Here is a 16,901-nt window from a genome sequence, read left to right on the forward strand (position 1 = left end):
CTCCTTGCGGTCGCGCTTGCCCCCCTTGCGATCTCGCTTGCTCCCCTTACGCTCGGGGCGTGCGGATCGCGCCTCGGGCCCGGCGGGGCCTGCGGCGCGATCCTCGCCCCCGGCAGCGGGGCGCGCGGCGCGACCCTGGCTGTCCGTCGTCACCGCGGTCGGCCCGCGGCGGGTGTGGCCCCGAGGGCGCCGAGGATCTCCTTGCCGAGCATCGTCACGTCGCCCGCACCCATGGTGATCACGATGTCGCCGGACCGCGCGAGCGCGGCGATCTGGCGGGGGGCGAGCGAGAGATCCGGCTGGTAGTGCACCGGCTTGGTGACCGCCTGCGCGACCAGCGCGCCGCTGACCCCGGGCAGGGGCTCCTCCCGCGCGCCGTACACGTCGAGCACCACCACCTCGTCCGCGAGGTCGAGCGCGGCACCGAACTCCTCGGCGAACGCCAGCGTTCGCGAGTACAGGTGCGGCTGGAAGACCACGATCACCCGGCCGTTCGCCGATTCCGTTCCCGGCCGGACCAATTCGCGGGCCGCCCCGAGCACGACGCGGACCTCGGTGGGGTGGTGGGCGTAGTCGTCGAACACCCGCACGCCGTTCTCACGGCCGGTGGACTGGAAACGCCGATGCACGCCGCCGAACCCGGCGATGCCCTCGATGACCTCCTCGACCGTCGCACCCACCTCGCGGGCGGCGAGGATCGCGCCCATCGCGTTGAGCGCCATGTGCCGGCCCGGCACCGCCAATCGCAGTGTGCGCACGCCTTCTTCGCCGGACAGTTCGAACTCTGCGATGCCCCCGATGTCGCGGGCCTGCCAGCTCACCAGGCGGGCGCCGATCTCGATACCTTCCACCGAGACGTCACCGCTGCCGTAGCCGAGGACCCGGATGCCGGGCAGGTCGCGTGCCACCACCCGCTGGGCCAGTGCCGCCGAGCCCGGGTCGTCGAGACACACCACGAGCAGGCCCCCCGGGGCGATCCGCTCCGCGAAATCGTCGAAGACCTGGACGTAGGCCTCGGTGGTCCCGAAATAATCGAGGTGATCGGCCTCGACATTCGTCACGATGACCACGTCGGGGTCGTACTGCAGCAGCGAGCCGTCGCTCTCGTCGGCCTCCGCCACGAAGACGTCGCCGGTTCCGTGGTGGGCGTTGGTGCCCGCCTCGTTGAGCTCACCGCCGACCGCGAACGACGGGTCGACACCGCAGTGCTGCAGGGCGACCACGAGCATGGAGGTGGTGGAGGTCTTGCCGTGCGTACCCGCGACCAGCAACGTGCGGTTGCCCTGCATCAGCGAGGCGAGCACCGCCGGGCGAAGGATCACCGGGATGCCGCGCTCGCGCGCTGCCACCAGCTCCGGGTTGTCCTTCGGAATGGCCGCGTGCGTGGTCACCACGACCGTCGGGCCGCCGGGCAGCAGGTCGAGCGCGCCCGCGTCGTGCCCGATCCGGACCTGGGCGCCGCGGGCCCGCAGCGCGAGCACCCCGCGGCTCTCCTTGGCATCCGAGCCGGACACCTGACCGCCCCTGGCCAGCAGGATCCGGGCGATGCCGGACATGCCTGCGCCGCCGATGCCGACCATGTGGACTCGCTGCAACTCGGGGGGCAACTGCGCCCCGCGCACCTCGGTCATCGCCCGCCCTCCGACCTCTCCGACTGCTTGGACACCCCGAGTCCCTTCGCCACGTCGAGCACGATCCGGGCCACCGCCTCCGCCGCATCCCGGTGCCCGGCATCGGCGGCGGACCTGCCCATCTCGCTCAGCCGGGCGGCATCGCCCAGCAACGGCACCACCGTATCCGCCACGAACTGCGGCGTGAGGTCGGCGTCGGCGACGATCATGCCACCGCCCGCCCGCACCAGCGGCTTCGCGTTGAGCTCCTGCTCGCCGTTGCCGTGCGGCAGCGGCACGTAGACCGCGGGCATGCCGACCGCGGAGACCTCCGCGACGGTCATGGCCCCGGAGCGGCAGATCGCGGCGTCGGCGGCCGCGTACGCCAGATCCATCCGGGACAGATACGGCACCGCCACATACGGCGCGGCCGGGTTCAGCTGGGCCACCTCGAGCGTGTTCTTCGGGCCGTGCGCGTGCAGCACCGAGATCCCGGCCGCGGCCAGCGCCTCGGCGGCACCGGAGACGGCCTCGTTCAGCGAACGCGCGCCCTGGGACCCACCGAACACCAGCAACACCGGGCCGTCCGCGGGCAGACCGAAATGCGCCCTGGCCTCGGCGCGCAGCCCGGCGCGATCGAGCCCGGTGATCGAGGCGCGGACGGGGATCCCTACGACCTCCGCGTCCGAGGCACCTCGAGCGGCGACTCCCGAACCCGGCACGGCGGCGAGCACGCGGGCCGCGACCCGGGCACCGATCTTGTTCGCGATGCCTGCGCTGGCGTTTGCCTCGTGCACGACGACCGGGACCCGTCGACGGCGGCGGGTGAGCCCCTTGCCTGCCGCCAGGTATGCGGGCAGGGCGACGTAGCCACCGAACCCGACGATCACGTCGGCATTCGTCTCCTCGAGCACCTCGCGGGTGCGCCGCACCGAGCGGACGACCCGGCCCGGCAGCCGCAGCAGATCCTTGGACGGCTTGCGCGGCAGCGGCACCGGCGGGATCAGTTCGAGGCGGTAGCCACGCTCGGGAACCAGGGTCGTCTCGAGCCCACGCTCGGTGCCGAGCGCGGTGACCGTGACGGAGGGGTCGAGCCTGCGCAGCGCATCGGCCACCGCCATCGCGGGTTCGATGTGTCCGGCGGTACCCCCGCCCGCGACGACGACGGACGGACCGGTTGAGGCGCGCGACGCGACCGGTGAAGTCTCTGAAGTGCCGCTCACCTACGAAATCCTCGCTCTCCTGTGCGGCCGTTCGACCGTCGTGTCCGCTCGTCTGATGCTAGTGCCCGTCCGCGTCGCGGATCCGCCCGCCGCGGGTCGGGGGCGGGCCTGCCCGCCACCGCCCGCCTGCGTGGCGGCGGGGTGGCGGCCCGCTGCTGCTGGGCGGCCCGCTGCTGGGCCGCGCGCTTCTGTGCCGCCTTCGCCTGTGCCGCCTTGCGTGCGGCCTCCGCCCGTGCGGGCGAGTACTGCTCCGGCATGGGCAGCCGCAGCATCCTGCCGAACCGCCCGACCTGACCGGCGTGCAGGGCGGCGACCGCCTCCGGCTCGTGCCTGGCGGCGTTGGCGATGACGCCGAACATGAACAGGGTGATCGCGATCGAACTGCCACCCGCGGAGACGAGCGGCAACTGCAGGCCGGTGACCGGGAGCAGGCCGATCACGTAGCCGATGTTGATCAGCGCCTGGGCCAGGATCCAGGTGGTCGCGGTCGCGGTGAGCAGGCGCAGGAACGGGTCGATCGAGCGCATCGCGATCCGCAGCCCCGCGTAGACGAACAGCGCGAACAGCCCGATCACCAGCATGCAGCCAAGGAAGCCCAGTTCCTCGCCGATGATCGCGAAGATGAAGTCGTTGTGTGAGTTGGGCAGGTAACTCCACTTGGCCCGGCTCTGCCCGAGCCCGCGACCGAACAAGCCGCCGTCGGCAAGGGAGAACTTGGCCTGTCTGCCCTGATAGCCGATGCCCTGCGGGTCGGCGCCGGGGTTCAGGTAGGCCTTGACGCGGTCGGACCGGTAACCGGCGGTCAGCGCCAGCACCAGCGCGGCCGCGGCACCTGCCCCGACGATGCCGAGGAACAGGCGCAGGGGCAGTCCGGCAAACCAGAGCAACGACGCCAGGATGATGCCGAACGCGATGGTGGTCGACAGGTTCGGCTGCAGCACGATGAGCACGCAGACCAGGAGCGCCGCGGGCACCAGCGGCACCACCATCTCCTTGATGGAGGCGTTCTGCCTGCGGGATGCCAGCAGATGCGCGCCCCAGACCACCAGGGTCACCTTCGCCAGCTCGGACGGCTGGAACGACAGCGGGCCAAGGGTGAACCAGCGTCGTGCGCCGCCCGACAGGGTGCCGATGCCGGGGATCAGCACCAGGGCCAACAGCACCACCGACACGGCGAACGCGGGCAATGCCATCGTGCGCATGACCCGGACCGGCAGCAGCAGCGCCACGTAGAACAGCACGGTTCCGAGCGCGACGAAGATCAGCTGCGTGGTGAAGATGCCGTAGGCGGAGCCGCTGTCGGCGTACGCCTCCACGCTCGAGGACGACAGCACCATCACGAGCCCGAGCACGGTGAGCAGGCCGGTGATCGTGACGATCAGGTGGAAGGAGGCCAGCGGGCGCGCCAGCCAGGCGCCGAAGCGGGTGCGGGGTCCCGCGGCCTGCTTCATCGCGACCGACCCGCCACTTCCGCCACGGCCTGTGCGAAGCTCCGGCCGCGGTGCCCGTAGTCGGTGAACATGTCCAGCGACGCCGCCGCGGGCGCCAGCAGAACCGTGTCCCCCGGCCTGGCCATCGACGCGGCGGTGCGGACCGCGCGCGCCATCACGGCATCGGGCGATTCCGGGCTCGGCGCGGGACTCACCCCTGCATCGTCTCCCGCATCCACCCGCACGACCGGCACCTGGGGTGCGTGTCGCGCGAGTGCCTGTGCGATCTGCGTCGCATCGCGGCCGAGCAGGACCGCGCCGACGAGCCGATCGGCCACCTCGGTGACGAGTTCGTCGACGCTCGCGCCCTTGAGCAGACCGCCCGCGACCCACACCACCCGTGGGTGTGCCAGCAGCGACGAGCGTGCGGCGTGCGGGTTCGTCGCCTTCGAGTCGTCGATGTACGTGATGCCGTCCGCCTCGGCGACGAGCGCCGCGCGGTGCGGGCCGACCTGGTAGCTGCGCAGACCCTCCCGAACCGCAGCGGCGCCGACGCCGATCGACCTGGCCAATGCGGCCGCGGCCAACGCGTCCATCTGACCCGCGGGTCCTGGCGGGGTGATCTCGTCGGCCAACGCGAGGGTCTCGTCGTCCGCGAAGGCGCGGTCGACGAGGCGGTCACCGTCCACCCCGAGCTCGCCGGGAGCGGGCAGGCCCAGCCGGAACCCGACGGTCCGCCCTGCGGTGGACACCCGCGACAGTCCGGCCGTGACCGGGTCGTCGAGCCCGAGCACCGCGACGTCCCCGGTCAGCACCTGCGCCTTCGCGTCGATGTAGCCCTTCATGCCGCCGTGCCAGTCCAGGTGGTCCTCGGCGATGTTGAGGATCACCCCGGCCGTCGGGTGCACCGACGGCGCCCAGTGCAGCTGGAACGAGGAGAGCTCGACCGCCAGCACCTCGTTGCGGGGGCGCTCGGCCCGGAGCGCGTCGACGATCGGCAGGCCGATGTTCCCGCAGGCGACCGTCGCGATCCCGGCGGCCCGCAGGATCGACTCCAGCATCGAGGTGGTGGTCGTCTTGCCGTTGGTGCCGGTCACCACCAGCCACTTCCTGGCGGGTCCGTATACCTGCGCGCGGTCGAGCCGCCAGGTGAACTCCACGTCGCCCCAGATCGCGACCCCGGCGCCCGCAGCCGCGGACAGCACGGGCGCGTCGGGGCGCCAGCCGGGGCTCGTGACGACCAGCGCGAACGCGCCGATCTCGGCCGCGGCCCGCTCCGGCGCCGTGACCTCCACCCCGGTCGAAGCGGCCAGGGCGTCGAGCGAGGCCTGGTTGCCGTCGGTGACCGTGACATCGGCGCCCAGCTCGCGGAGCGGTTCGATCAGGGCCCGGCCGGAGATCCCCGATCCCGCGACCAGGACCCGGCTGCCGTGCAGGCGGGCGAACTCGGGCGGCAGAACCGACGGAGGTCCGGAAGGAACTGCGGCGCTGTGGAGTGACAAGCTCAGCCTCCGATGTCGGCGAGGTACTCGCTGTAGAACAGCGCGAGTCCGATGGCCGAGGCGATCGCGGCGAGCAACCAGAATCTGATGATCACCGTGGTTTCCGCCCACCCGGCCAACTCGAAGTGATGATGGAACGGCGCCATCCGGAACACCCGCCGCCTGCTCGATCGGAACACCGCGACCTGCACGACCACCGAGGTCGCCTCGGCGACGAACAGCGCTCCGACGACCACCATCAGCAGCTCGGTGCGGGTGACGATGGACAGCCCGGCGAGCAGGCCACCGAGGGCGAGCGAGCCGGTGTCGCCCATGAAGATCTTCGCGGGCGCCGCGTTCCACCACAGGAAGCCGATGCACGCGCCTGCCGCCGCGGCACAGATCAGCGCCAGGTCCAGCGGGTCGCGGACGTCGTAGCAGCCCGTGACCGGATCGCGCTCGCACGAGTTGCGGTACTGCCAGAAGGTGATGATCGTGTAGGCGCCGAGCACCAGGGTCATCGAGCCTGCCGCGAGACCGTCGAGCCCGTCGGTCAGGTTCACGGCGTTCGACCAGGCGCTGACCAGCAGGTAGCAGAACAGGATGAACACCACCGAGCCCATCGACACCGTGGCGATGTCTCGGACATAGGACAGGTTCGTGCTGCCCGGTGTCAGGCCGGTCGCGCCGGGGAACTGCAGCGCCAGGATTCCGAACAGGACAGCCGCGATCAGCTGACCGACCAGCTTCGCGGTCTTGTTCAGCCCGAGGTTGCGCTGCTTGCGGATCTTGATGAAGTCGTCGAGGAAGCCGACACCGCCGAGCATGGTCGTCAATCCGAGGACCAGGAGCGCGGAGGCGCTCGGGCCGTCCGCGTCGTAGCCGATCCCGATCAGGTGCGAGCCCCAGTAGCCGGCCCACAGGCCGGCGATGATCGCGACGCCGCCCATGGTGGGGGTGCCGCGCTTGGACTGATGGCTGGCCGGACCCTCGACCCGGATCTCCTGACCGAAGCCCTGGCGCGAGAACGCCTTGATCAGGACGGGGGTGAGCAGGATCGCCACGGCGAGCGCGATACCTCCCGCGAAGAGGATCTGTCTCACTGGTCTTCCTCCGTGTTAGTCCGCTGCTCGCCCTGCGGGCCCTCCAGCAGTGTGTCCGCCACCGCCCACAATCCGACCGACTGTGAGGCCTTGACCAAGACGATGTCATCGCCTGCCAGTTCCGCCTCGAGCACGGCGAGCGCGGCCGCCTGGTCGGGGACCACGATCGACTCCTCGCCCCAGGACCCCTCCATGACCGCGCCCTGGTGCATCGCGCGGGACGGCCTGCCGGTGCCGACCACGATCAGCCTGCTGACGTCCAGTCGTACGGCCAGCCGCCCGATGGCGTCGTGCTCGATCACTGATTCTGGTCCGAGTTCGGCCATTTCCCCGAGCACTGCCCAGGTACGGCGCGGCGCGCCCTCACCCGAACGTCCCATCGACACCAGGGCCTTGAGCGCCGCGCGCATCGAATCGGGGTTGGCGTTGTACGAATCGTTGATCACCGTGACGCCGTCGGCTCGGTGCCGCACGTCCATCCGGCGTACCGACGCGGCCGTCGCGGCGCCGAGTGCCGTGGCGATCTGGGCGACGGTGGCTCCGCATTCCAGTGCCACCGCGGCCGCGGCCAGCGCGTTGCCGATCTGGTGCTCACCGTGCACGCCGAGCTGGATCTGTACCGTCGCGACGTCGCCCTCGTGGGCGGAACCCACCGGGTAGCGGCACTCCAATGTGAAGGAGGGGCGGGCCTCCGCATCGAGGTGCACGTCCACGGCCCGCACGTCCGCACGCTCGGACTGACCGACCAGCACCACCCGGGCGCGGGTCCGCTCCGCCATCGCCACGACGAGCGGGTCGTCGGCGTTGAGCACCGCGACCCCGCCGTCCTCCGCCGCGGGCAGCGCCTCGGCGAGCTCGCCCTTGGCCTGCGCGATCGCGTCGCGGGAACCGAACTCACCGAGGTGCGCGGTGCCGACGTTGAGGATGACACCGATCCGCGGCGGGACCGTCTCCGCCAGCGCGGCCACGTGACCGGTGCCCCGCGCGGAGAGCTCGAGGACCAGGAAGTCGGTGTCCGCATCCGCGCGCAGCGCCGTCCAGGGGTGCCCGAGCTCGTTGTTGAACGATCCGGGCGGTGCGACCACCGAACCGAGCGGGGTGAGCACCGCCGCCAGCAGATCCTTGGTCGAGGTCTTGCCCGACGACCCGGTGACCCCGACAACCGTCAGGCCTCGCGCCGCCAGGTCATCGGTGCTCGTCCTGGCCAGGGCGGCCAGTGCCTCGAGCACCGCTGCCCCGGAGCCGTCGGTGTCGTGTTCGAGGGCCATCGCGTTGGTCTGCGCGGGCGGCAACGGAGCCACCACGATCGCGGGCACGCCGACCGGGCGGGCGGCGAGCACCGCCACCGCCCCGGAGGCGACGGCCGCGGCCGCATGGTCGTGCCCGTCCACACGGGCGCCGGGCAGCGCGAGGAACAGTCCCCCGGCAGTGACCTTGCGGGAGTCGAACTCCACGGTGCCGGTCACCATGGTGTCGGGATCGGGCACATCGTGCAGCGTGCCGCCGACGATCTCGGCGATCCGGGCCAGGCTCATCGGGATCATCGGACCTGCCCTTCGTCGCTACGGCCGACCGCGTCTATCGCAGCGGCGAGGACCTCGCGGTCGTCGAATGGGTGCTTCACCCCGTTGATCTCCTGTCCGATCTCGTGTCCCTTGCCCGCGACGAGGACCATGTCCCCCGGCTCGGCCCAGCGGACGGCGTCGGCGATGGCCTCCGCTCGGTCCGCGAACTCGCGGACCTCCGCGCGCGCCGCCTCGGGCACGCCGAGCGCGCCCTCGCGGACCGCCGCGCGGATCGCGGCCGGGTCCTCGCTGCGCGGGTTGTCGTCCGTGATGATCACCAGGTCTGCTCCCCTGGCGCTCACCTCGCCCATCATCGGCCTCTTGCCCTGGTCGCGGTCGCCGCCTGCTCCGACCACCACGGCCAGCCGGCCCGCCGACTGTCCGCGCAGTGTCGCGATGACCGCCTCCAGCGCGGCCGGCTTGTGCGCGTAGTCGACGACCGCCAGGAAATCCTGTCCGCGGTCGACCCGTTGCACCCGACCCGGCACGTCAACCGACCCGATGCCCGCGGCGGCCCGCTCCGGGTCGACGCCTGCCGCGGCCAGTGTCGCAAGGGCCAGCAACGCGTTGGCCACGTTGTAGTGGCCGGGCAGGCGCAGCGCGACCGGCAGCGACCCGGTGGGTCCGTGCGCGACGAACCGCTGCGAACCGTCCTCGGCCGCGACGACCTCGGAGGCGGTCCAGTCCGCTCCGCCGGTGGTGATCGAGACCGTCGTCGGTGGCGCCTCGGCTGCGGATTCTGGCGGCACCGCCGCCGCGGATTCTGGCAGCACCGCCGCCGCGGATTCTGGCGGCACCGCCGCCGCGGCGATCTCCGCCATCCGGCTGCCCCACTCGTCGTCGACGCACACCACGGCGCGGTGGGCCCGAACGGTGGAGTCCCTGGCGAACAGCCTGGACTTGGCCGCGAAATAGTCGTCGAGTCCGTCGTGGAAGTCCAGGTGATCCTGGGAGAGGTTGGTGAACGCGCCGATCGCGAAGTCGGTTCCGTCCACCCGGCCGAGCGAGAGCGCGTGGCTCGAGACCTCCATCACCACGGTGTCGAGCCCGCGCTCGAGCATCACCGCGAAGAGCGCGTGCAGCTGCGGCGCCTCGGGGGTGGTCAGGGCACTCGGCACGCGGCGCCCCTCGATCCGGGTCTCGATGGTCCCGACCAGCCCGGCCCTGCGACCGGACGCGGTCAGACCGGCCTCGACCAGGTACGCGGTGGTCGTCTTGCCCGAGGTGCCGGTGATCCCGATGACCTGCAACCGATCCGCGGGCCGCCCGTAGACGGTGGCCGAGACCTCACCGAGGACCGACCTCGGATCCGGGTGCACCAGCACCGGCAGCGCGGTCGCCGGGGCGAGCGCCGCCAGCGTGGCCATGCCCGCGGGATCGGTCAGCACGGCGACCGCACCTCGTTCGAGGGCGGACGCGGCGAACTCGGCTCCGTGCGCACGGGCTCCGGGCAGTGCGGCGAACAGGTCACCCGGCTCGATGCTCTGGGCGCGTAGCTCGACCCCCGTCACGGAGACGGGGGCGTCGCCCGCGGACTCCGCGGTCGCAGCGGTCGCAGCGGTCGCAGCGGTCGCAGCGGTCGCAGCGGTCGCAGCGGTTCCTGCGACCCATTGGACCCGCGCGCCGATCAGCTCGGCCAGCGCGGTCACCGGCGTCTGCGGTGGGTGTTCGGGGCGCAGGTCGCCAGGCACGGAGCCTGCGGGGCCTGCCACCTCTCCCGTCGAGTGCTGCGGAGTGTTCGTCCCTTGCACGGGCAGGTGGCTCCTCTCGGGTTCGGATCGGTGGCTGGGCTGCTGGCCGACGTGTCAGGTTACCGGCGAACTGTCACAGACTGGACTCGGTCATCGACAACGCCGTCGACAACGCGGTGTGGTCGGCCCCGCGGCCCGCTCGCCGACAGTCAGTCGGCCTGGAGCACCAATTGTCGTCCGGGATCGGCGGACAGCGGCACCCGGTCCCGCTGCAGCATCCAGGAGGCGATGTTGTGGAACAGCGGCGCAGCGGACTGGCCACCCGAACCGTCGGCGCTGCGGACGGGGGCGTCGAGCATGATGCCGACCACAAACCGCGGGTTGTCCGACGGGGCGATCCCCGCGAAGGTGATCCAATAATTCGAGTTCGAGTAGCACTTGCAGGCGGGATCCACCTGCTGCGCGGTGCCGGTCTTGCCGCTGATCTGGTAGCCCTCGACAGCCGCGGGTGCGCCGGTGCCCTGCTGGTATCCCATGGGATCGCGCTGGGTGACCGACCGGAACATGTCCCGCACCGTCGTCGCGGTCTGCGCGCTGACCACCTGGATGCCCTCCGGGCGCTCGGTCTCGGACCGGTTCCCGTCCGCGTCGATCGTCGCGCGGACGACCCGTGGCGGGATCCGGACCCCGTCGTTCGCCATCGCCTGGTACATGCCTGTCATCTGCAGCAGCGTCATCGACAGGCCCTGACCGATGGGCAGGTTGGCGAAGGTGCCGCCCGACCACTGGTCGCGGCTGGGGACGTCGCCCGCGCTCTCGCCCGGCAGACCGACGTCGGTGCGCTGCCCGAGTCCGAAGCGGGTCAGCATGTCCGCGAAGCGGTCCTCCCCCACTCGCTGCGCGAGCATCAGCGTGCCGACGTTGGAGGACTTCCCGAAGACTCCGGTCGAGGTGTACGGCGCGACGCCGTGCGACCAGGCGTCCTTCACCGACACGCCGGACATCTGGATCGAGCCCGGAACCTGGAGCACCTCATCGGGTTTGGTGAGCCCGTACTCGATCGCCGCGGCCGCGGTGACGATCTTGTTCACCGAACCGGGTTCGAACGGCGTGCTCACCGGCAGGTTGCCCAGCTCGGCCTTGCCGCTGTTGCCGAGCCCAAGCGACGGGTTGAAGGTGTTGTCATTCGACATCGCGAGCACCTCGCCGGTGTGCGCGTCGAGGACCACCGCGGAGGCGTTCTTCGCGCCGGAGAGGTTCTTGGCCTGCTGCACCTGCTGCTGCACGTAATACTGGAGATCCGAGTCGATGGTGAGCTCCACGGTCGAGCCGTCGACCGCCGGCTGCTTGTCGCGCCAGCTGCCGGGGATGACGGCGCCGTCCGAGCCCTGGTCGTAGGTCTGGGAGCCGTCGGTGCCCGCGAGGGTGGAGTCGAGCGAATCCTCCAGCCCGAGCAGACCGTGACCGTCCCAACCGGTCGCCCCCACCAGGTTCGCGGCGAGCGAGCCACCGGGGTACTCACGGATGTCCTGGCGCTCGAGGCCGATCTCCGGGAAGTCCTCGCTGAGCTTCGCGGCCACGGCCGGGTCGACACTGCGGGCCAGGTAGACGAAGGTCTCGTTGCTCTTGAGCTGGGCGAGCACGTCCTTCTTCGGCGCCGAGTCACCGAGCTTGGCGTTGACGCCCTTGGCGATGGCCTCGAGCCGCTCGTCGACCGTCGGCGCCTTCTCACTCTTCGCGCGCGCGGCCTCGAGCTCCTTGCGCACCTTGGTCGGCTGGAAGGTCAGCGCCTTCGCCTCCATCGTGAAGGAGATGGGGTTGCCACGGCGATCAGTGATCGAGCCCCTGGTCGCAGGGTCGATCACGGTAACCGACCGCTGATTCGCGGCCTCGGCCGAGAGCTTGGGCGCCTCGATGCCCTGGATCCAGAGCAGCTGCACCGAGGCGACCCCGAGCGCGATGAACATGGTGACGCGGCCCGTCCTGTACCGGAACCGGAACGAGGAGGTGTCGTCCTGGCGGGCACCGCGTCGAACCGGCGCACGACGCGGTGCGGGTGCGGGCGCGGTACCTCGGGTCACCCGCGACCGCCCGCGTTACCTGCCTGTCCGGTGTCCGGGGTGGGCCTGCTCATGGGTACCAATTGTTCACCCTGTGCCTGCAGCTGCGGCTGATTGGCCGCCAACGGCGCGCCGGGACGGGGCGCGGGCGTTGTCGGGGCTGCCGGCCGGGTGGTCGGCACCGGGGCCGCGGTGTTGCCGGTCCGCGGCGCCGCGCTCGACTGAGCGGGCGGCTGGGGGTTCAGCGGCGCCGCAGGCGCACCCTGCGCCGGGGTCGGCTTGCCGACGATGTCCACCGTGCCGTCCGGGTTCACGACGAGCCGGGCGACGTCCTTCGCGGGGATCATGCCGAGCTCGGTCGCCTTGCGGGCCAGCTCCGGAGCGGAGTTGCCCTCCCGGACGTCGCGCTCGAGCGCGGAGCGCTGCTCCATCAGGTCCTGGTTGTGTGCCTTGGCCGCACTGAGCTCATAGGAGTCCTCCGCGGCCCGGGTGGTCAGCACCAGGGTCAGCGCCAGCCCCACGGACAACATGCCGATGATGGTGGCGACGAACGGGATTCGCGCCGTGAAGTGGCCGCGGCGACGGTCCGCCGCCTCTCCGACGGGCTGGATCGCGGCACGCTGCTGCCGACGCTCGTATGCGCGCTGCGCGGCGGTGGAACGCTTGCCCGCGGCCACCGCGGCGCGACCGCGCCCCCTTGGCCTGACGACACCGGCATCAGTGGATCGAGAACCGCCCGGCCTCACGGGAACTGTCATGCCGTCACCCTCCTGGAAATCCGTTCGGCACTACGCAATCGGACCGGGGCCGACCGCGGGTTTTCCTCTATCTCCTGCTCGCTCGCCCGTTCCGCCCCACGGGTGAGCAATGCGAACTCCGCACCCATGCCCGGCAGCTCCATCGGGAGCCCCTCCGGACTGCGGGACTTGGTGCGGGGTGTCAGTTCCTGCTTGACGATTCGGTCCTCCAGCGACTGGTAGGACATGAAGACCACGCGCCCGCCGATCGCCAGTGCATCGAGCGCAGCCGGGATCGCCGCACGTAGCGAATCGAGCTCTCCGTTGACCTCCACCCGAAGAGCCTGGAAGGTCCGCTTCGCGGGGTGGCCACCGGTGCGCCGCGTGGCCGCGGGAATCGAGGCGTACAGCACCTCGACCAACTGCGCACTGGTGGTAAACGGCTCGATCTGCCTGCGGCGCAATATCTCTGATGCGATCCGGCCGGCGAAGCGCTCCTCGCCGTATGTACTGAGCACCCTGGCGAGATCGCCATGGCTGTAGGTGTTGAGCACGTCGGCCGCGGTCAATCCCTTGGTGGGGTCCATCCGCATGTCGAGCGGCGCGTCCACCGAGTAGGCGAAGCCGCGCTCGGCCTCGTCCAGCTGCATCGACGAGACACCGAGGTCGAAGAGGATTGCGTGCACCGACTCCACCGGCGGCAGTCCCGCCTGCTCGAGCGCCGGGACGATTCCGTCATACCTGGTGTGCACCAACGTGACTCGGTCACCAAACGGCGCCAGCCGCTTGCCGGCGATCTCGAGAGCGTTGGGATCGCGGTCTAGTCCGATCAGGTGCAGACCCGGGTAGGTCCGCAAGAAGTGTTCGGAGTGGCCGCCGAGGCCGAGTGTCGCGTCGATCATCACCGCGCCCGCGGCGTCCGGCGAAACCGCCGTCAGCGCCGGGCCGAGCAGTTCGTCCGCGCGACCGAGCAGTACCGGGACGTGCCCGAACTCGCCGGTGGAGGCGGGGCCGTTTGCCTCATCGTCCACCATTGCTGCCTCCGGGTCTTGAGTGCTTCGGGAATTTCCGATCGCGAAGGGGGAAGAGTGGCGAATGCCTCGAGGTCCCTGTCCGATTGACCGAACCTGGCGCTGGGGAAGTGCGTCAGGGTCGGCGTTCGGGCAGAGGCCTCGCGGCACTCGCCGTACGGCTCTGGCTGGGCTAGAAGATCTCGCCCAGTGACTCGGCTCTGGCTTGTGAGTAGCTCTCTTCGTGCTCCTCGAGGTAGCTCTGCCACGCCTGCGCGTCCCAGATCTCGAGGAAATCGACCGATCCGATCACCACACACTCCTTCGACAACCCCGCGTAACGGCGGTGGTCGGCAGAGAGGGTGATCCGTCCCTGGGCGTCGGGATGCTGCTCGTCGGTGCCTGCCGCCAGGCCGCGCACAAAGGCGCGGGCCTCGGGATTGCTGCGTGATGCTGCGGCGGCTCGGCGTGCGAGAGCGGCAAACTCTTCTCGGGGATACACCGCGAGGCTGTGGTCCTGCCCTTTCGTGACCATCAACCCTCCCGCCAGTGCATCTCGAAACTTCGCGGGCAACGTCAGCCGCCCCTTGTCGTCGAGCTTCGGCGTGTAGGTACCGAGAAACATCTCGACACCTCCACCCTGCGTCCGATTCGAACGTCCTAGGCCCTTGCGGTCCGTCTGCACGTTCCGCTGCGCACCACGTTACCCCACTTTCCTCCACTTTCAATGCCAATTTAGGGTTCCACGCCCGCAATCTGCATCAAAAGACCAGTTCACAGCGGTGGTGCGATGTGGGGAAAAACTGTGCGATCTTCCCCACTGCCGGGGCGTCACAGCGAGGTACGCCACCACCTCATACTGAAACCCCAGGTCAGACGGATGCGGCGAGACATCCACACCGAGCTCGACCGGCCCGGGGAGGAATGTGGGGGAAGAGTGGGGGAAATGTGGGGGGAAGGTGGGGATCCGTGGCGACACCATCGACAGCCAACGCAAAAGCGGCGTGACACCTGGGTGTCACGCCGCTCCGCTGTTACCTGCCGCCTGGACTCTTGCCTCCGCGACGGCGTTTCGGCTACTCCTGTTCGAATCTCCGCTTGAACCGGTCTTCCATACGCGAGGAGAATCCCCCGCTGCTGCCGCCCTTGCGGCCGTCAGCGCGCTTGCCTGCGACCGACCCCTTCGTGGGCCTGCCGGGCTCGTCAGGCACTGCCGAGAGGCCCTTCTTCGATCCCCGCATGAGGAACAGAACCCCGGCTCCAAACATCACTACGAAACCGAGCAGGCTGATGATCGGGAAACCGCCCGGCTTGAACGGGAGCGCGACGCCCGCGACCAAGAGGACGAGTCCGAGAAAGAAGAGAGCTCCAGCCTGAAGTCGACGCTTGCTCGAAGCCGCACGCATACGGCCTCCCCTCACGGAGGAAGCAAATTTCGGATCTTCGGCGTAAAGCGCGCTCTCGATCTGATCGAGCATCCGCTGCTCGTGCTCGGAGAGTGGCACGGTACCTCCCCCGGCACTAAAGGTGGCGACCGATCCGTTGGTACGAAGCGGCGGGTTTCCGACGTTGGCGGCTACCTGTCGTCAATGATACGAGTACACGTGGCGGCGTACCACCTAGTCCATCGACGAGATGCCAACTTATTTCGCTGGCACCGCAGATCCCCTGCTAGGCAGACGTCCCCACCAAGGTGTGCGGCGCGCCATCGAGGTGTTTGTCGCCACCGAGATGATCCTCGACCGCGGTGAGGAATCGAGAGACCTCACGGTGGAAATCATCGGCCTCGCCGAGCGTGATCGTGCGCGAGATGCCGGCCTCGATGGCCGCGCGGGTGGCCGAGTACCCGGCGAAGAACTCCGACCACCCCGCGAGTGACGGTTCCGCGCGCGCGAGCAGCACCCAGGCGCTACGCGATCCGGTGCGTGGCCGTTGCTCACCCCCGAGCGCGGCCCCGGCACCGCGGAGCGCGGCGAGGTACGCGGAGCGGAACCGTTCGGACGCGTCCCGCGCACCCGCCGCCTCGGCCAGCAGCGAGTCCGCGCGATCGAGCAGCGCCCGCGCGCGGCGCGACACCGGGGCCTCCACCCGCGACACCGTGTGTCGTGCCGATGACGCCGGAGCCCCCACCCGGAGGGCCGCCGCTGCCTGAACTGCCTGACTTGCCATCTTCCGAACACCTCCTGCGCAACCACGCCACCCGCCGGTACGACCGGTCAGGCCTTAGGGTCGGAATCCGGCGAAGCCCGCTTCCCTCGCGCTTCGCCGGATTGCCGACATCGAACATTCGTTCGACATATTCAATATAGCTGCCCCCACCGACACGTCGTCAAGAGAGAGGGTGAGTCCGGTCGGTATCAACACGACACCGCTGCTGGTCGAGCTGTCCGCGCAGGAACTACGGCGCAGGATGGCCGAGGCGCTTGCCATCTACGTCGAGGCCATGGACTACCCGAAGGGGACCGAGTTCCACCGGGCCCCGATGTGGACCGAACACACCCATCGACCCGGCTGGCACGCGGTCGCCGCGGTCCTCCCCGACGACGCCGACGATCCCGGCTCGGGCGAGGGCACCATGGTCGGCATCGCCTACGGCTACCGGGGCGCCCCGCACCAGTGGTGGCACCAGCAGGTGCGCGAGGGGATGCACCGTTCCGGCGCCGACGAACGGCGGATCCATGAGGTCCTCGGCGACTACTTCGAGCTGACCGAACTCCATGTGGCACGTGCCGCACAGGGACACCGCACCGGCGAGGCGTTGCTCCGCAGGCTCCTCGAAGACCGGCAGGAGAGTCACGTACTGCTGTCCACCCCCGAAGTCGACGACGAGGACAACCGCGCCTGGCGTCTCTATCGCAGGCTCGGATTCACCGATGTGGTGCGGCATTTCACCTTCACCGGGGACAACAGGCCGTTCGCGGTGTTGGGGCGCCTGCTGCCGCTCGCCGCCGAAGGGACCGAGAACGCGCACTCCCCCAGCCGATAGCCTGG

14 protein-coding genes are annotated in these 16,901 nt (G+C 70.3%); 1 reads left to right on the forward strand and 13 read right to left on the reverse strand.

Going from position 1 to position 16,901, the window contains the following annotated elements; translation table 11 throughout:
• Positions 1-149 precede the first annotated feature (149 nt).
• The 13 genes from murC to JOE46_RS06885 all read right to left on the reverse strand — a co-directional run bounded on the left by murC (position 150) and on the right by JOE46_RS06885 (position 16,079).
• Positions 150-1,631, reverse strand: a complete 1,482-nt coding sequence (gene murC / locus JOE46_RS06825) for a UDP-N-acetylmuramate--L-alanine ligase (protein WP_097212180.1) — start codon at positions 1,629-1,631, stop codon at positions 150-152.
• The gene (murG, locus tag JOE46_RS06830) at positions 1,628-2,833 is read right to left on the reverse strand and encodes an undecaprenyldiphospho-muramoylpentapeptide beta-N-acetylglucosaminyltransferase (RefSeq protein WP_097212179.1); all 1,206 of its coding nucleotides are present in this window, start codon (positions 2,831-2,833) and stop codon (positions 1,628-1,630) included. Before murG ends, murC begins: the two co-directional genes overlap by 4 nt.
• A complete protein-coding gene (gene ftsW, locus JOE46_RS06835) occupies positions 2,830-4,284 on the reverse strand; it encodes a putative lipid II flippase FtsW (protein ID WP_209926633.1) in 1,455 nt (484 codons plus the stop codon). Before ftsW ends, murG begins: the two co-directional genes overlap by 4 nt.
• The gene (gene murD, locus JOE46_RS06840) at positions 4,281-5,720 is read right to left on the reverse strand and encodes a UDP-N-acetylmuramoyl-L-alanine--D-glutamate ligase (protein ID WP_374102916.1); all 1,440 of its coding nucleotides are present in this window, start codon (positions 5,718-5,720) and stop codon (positions 4,281-4,283) included. The genes ftsW and murD overlap by 4 nt, the downstream gene beginning before the upstream one ends.
• A gap of 47 nt (positions 5,721-5,767) precedes the next feature.
• A complete protein-coding gene (gene mraY / locus JOE46_RS06845; RefSeq protein WP_097212177.1) occupies positions 5,768-6,847 on the reverse strand; it encodes a phospho-N-acetylmuramoyl-pentapeptide-transferase in 1,080 nt (359 codons plus the stop codon).
• Positions 6,844-8,391 (reverse strand): UDP-N-acetylmuramoyl-tripeptide--D-alanyl-D-alanine ligase, encoded by a 1,548-nt coding sequence (gene murF / locus JOE46_RS06850; protein ID WP_097212176.1) that lies wholly within the window; start codon positions 8,389-8,391, stop codon positions 6,844-6,846. The genes mraY and murF overlap by 4 nt, the downstream gene beginning before the upstream one ends.
• Positions 8,388-10,169, reverse strand: a complete 1,782-nt coding sequence (locus JOE46_RS06855) for a UDP-N-acetylmuramoyl-L-alanyl-D-glutamate--2,6-diaminopimelate ligase (protein ID WP_209928987.1) — start codon at positions 10,167-10,169, stop codon at positions 8,388-8,390. The genes murF and JOE46_RS06855 overlap by 4 nt, the downstream gene beginning before the upstream one ends.
• Before the next feature lie 143 nt (positions 10,170-10,312).
• The gene (locus tag JOE46_RS06860) at positions 10,313-12,184 is read right to left on the reverse strand and encodes a penicillin-binding protein 2 (RefSeq protein ID WP_257017496.1); all 1,872 of its coding nucleotides are present in this window, start codon (positions 12,182-12,184) and stop codon (positions 10,313-10,315) included.
• Entirely contained in the window at positions 12,181-12,921 is a 741-nt protein-coding gene (locus JOE46_RS06865) for a hypothetical protein (RefSeq protein WP_245220961.1), read from the reverse strand. Before JOE46_RS06865 ends, JOE46_RS06860 begins: the two co-directional genes overlap by 4 nt.
• Positions 12,918-13,934 carry a 16S rRNA (cytosine(1402)-N(4))-methyltransferase RsmH gene (rsmH, locus tag JOE46_RS06870; protein WP_097212172.1) on the reverse strand — a complete coding sequence of 339 codons (1,017 nt, stop codon included), beginning with the start codon at positions 13,932-13,934 and terminating at the stop codon, positions 12,918-12,920. Before rsmH ends, JOE46_RS06865 begins: the two co-directional genes overlap by 4 nt.
• Before the next feature lie 169 nt (positions 13,935-14,103).
• Positions 14,104-14,535 (reverse strand): division/cell wall cluster transcriptional repressor MraZ, encoded by a 432-nt coding sequence (gene mraZ / locus JOE46_RS06875; protein ID WP_027502251.1) that lies wholly within the window; start codon positions 14,533-14,535, stop codon positions 14,104-14,106.
• Positions 14,536-14,986: 451 nt separating this feature from the next.
• Positions 14,987-15,415, reverse strand: a complete 429-nt coding sequence (locus JOE46_RS06880; protein ID WP_097212171.1) for a DUF3040 domain-containing protein — start codon at positions 15,413-15,415, stop codon at positions 14,987-14,989.
• A 166-nt stretch (positions 15,416-15,581) separates the two neighbouring features.
• Entirely contained in the window at positions 15,582-16,079 is a 498-nt protein-coding gene (locus JOE46_RS06885; protein ID WP_209926634.1) for an SAV_6107 family HEPN domain-containing protein, read from the reverse strand.
• Between the two features lie 172 nt (positions 16,080-16,251).
• On the opposite strand from JOE46_RS06885, the gene JOE46_RS06890 reads away from it, so the two are divergent.
• Complete coding sequence (locus JOE46_RS06890; protein ID WP_097212170.1) at positions 16,252-16,896, forward strand: GNAT family N-acetyltransferase; 645 nt, start codon at positions 16,252-16,254, stop codon at positions 16,894-16,896.
• The last annotated feature ends 5 nt before the right edge of the window (positions 16,897-16,901 follow it).

The organism is Rhodococcus sp. PvR099 (genome assembly GCF_017833315.1).
Lineage (GTDB): Bacteria > Actinomycetota > Actinomycetes > Mycobacteriales > Mycobacteriaceae > Rhodococcus_G > Rhodococcus_G oryzae.

Excerpts from the sequence above, each read along its gene's own strand:
- murC (WP_097212180.1), bottom strand. The coding sequence starts at position 1,631 with ATGACCGAGGTGCGCGGGGCGCAGTTGCCCCCCGAGTTGCAGCGAGTC.
- ftsW (WP_209926633.1), bottom strand. The coding sequence starts at position 4,284 with ATGAAGCAGGCCGCGGGACCCCGCACCCGCTTCGGCGCCTGGCTGGCG.
- murF (WP_097212176.1), bottom strand. The coding sequence starts at position 8,391 with ATGATCCCGATGAGCCTGGCCCGGATCGCCGAGATCGTCGGCGGCACG.
- JOE46_RS06865 (WP_245220961.1), bottom strand. The coding sequence starts at position 12,921 with ATGACAGTTCCCGTGAGGCCGGGCGGTTCTCGATCCACTGATGCCGGT.
- rsmH (WP_097212172.1), bottom strand. The coding sequence starts at position 13,934 with ATGGTGGACGATGAGGCAAACGGCCCCGCCTCCACCGGCGAGTTCGGG.
- mraZ (WP_027502251.1), bottom strand. The coding sequence starts at position 14,535 with ATGTTTCTCGGTACCTACACGCCGAAGCTCGACGACAAGGGGCGGCTG.
- JOE46_RS06885 (WP_209926634.1), bottom strand. The coding sequence starts at position 16,079 with ATGGCAAGTCAGGCAGTTCAGGCAGCGGCGGCCCTCCGGGTGGGGGCT.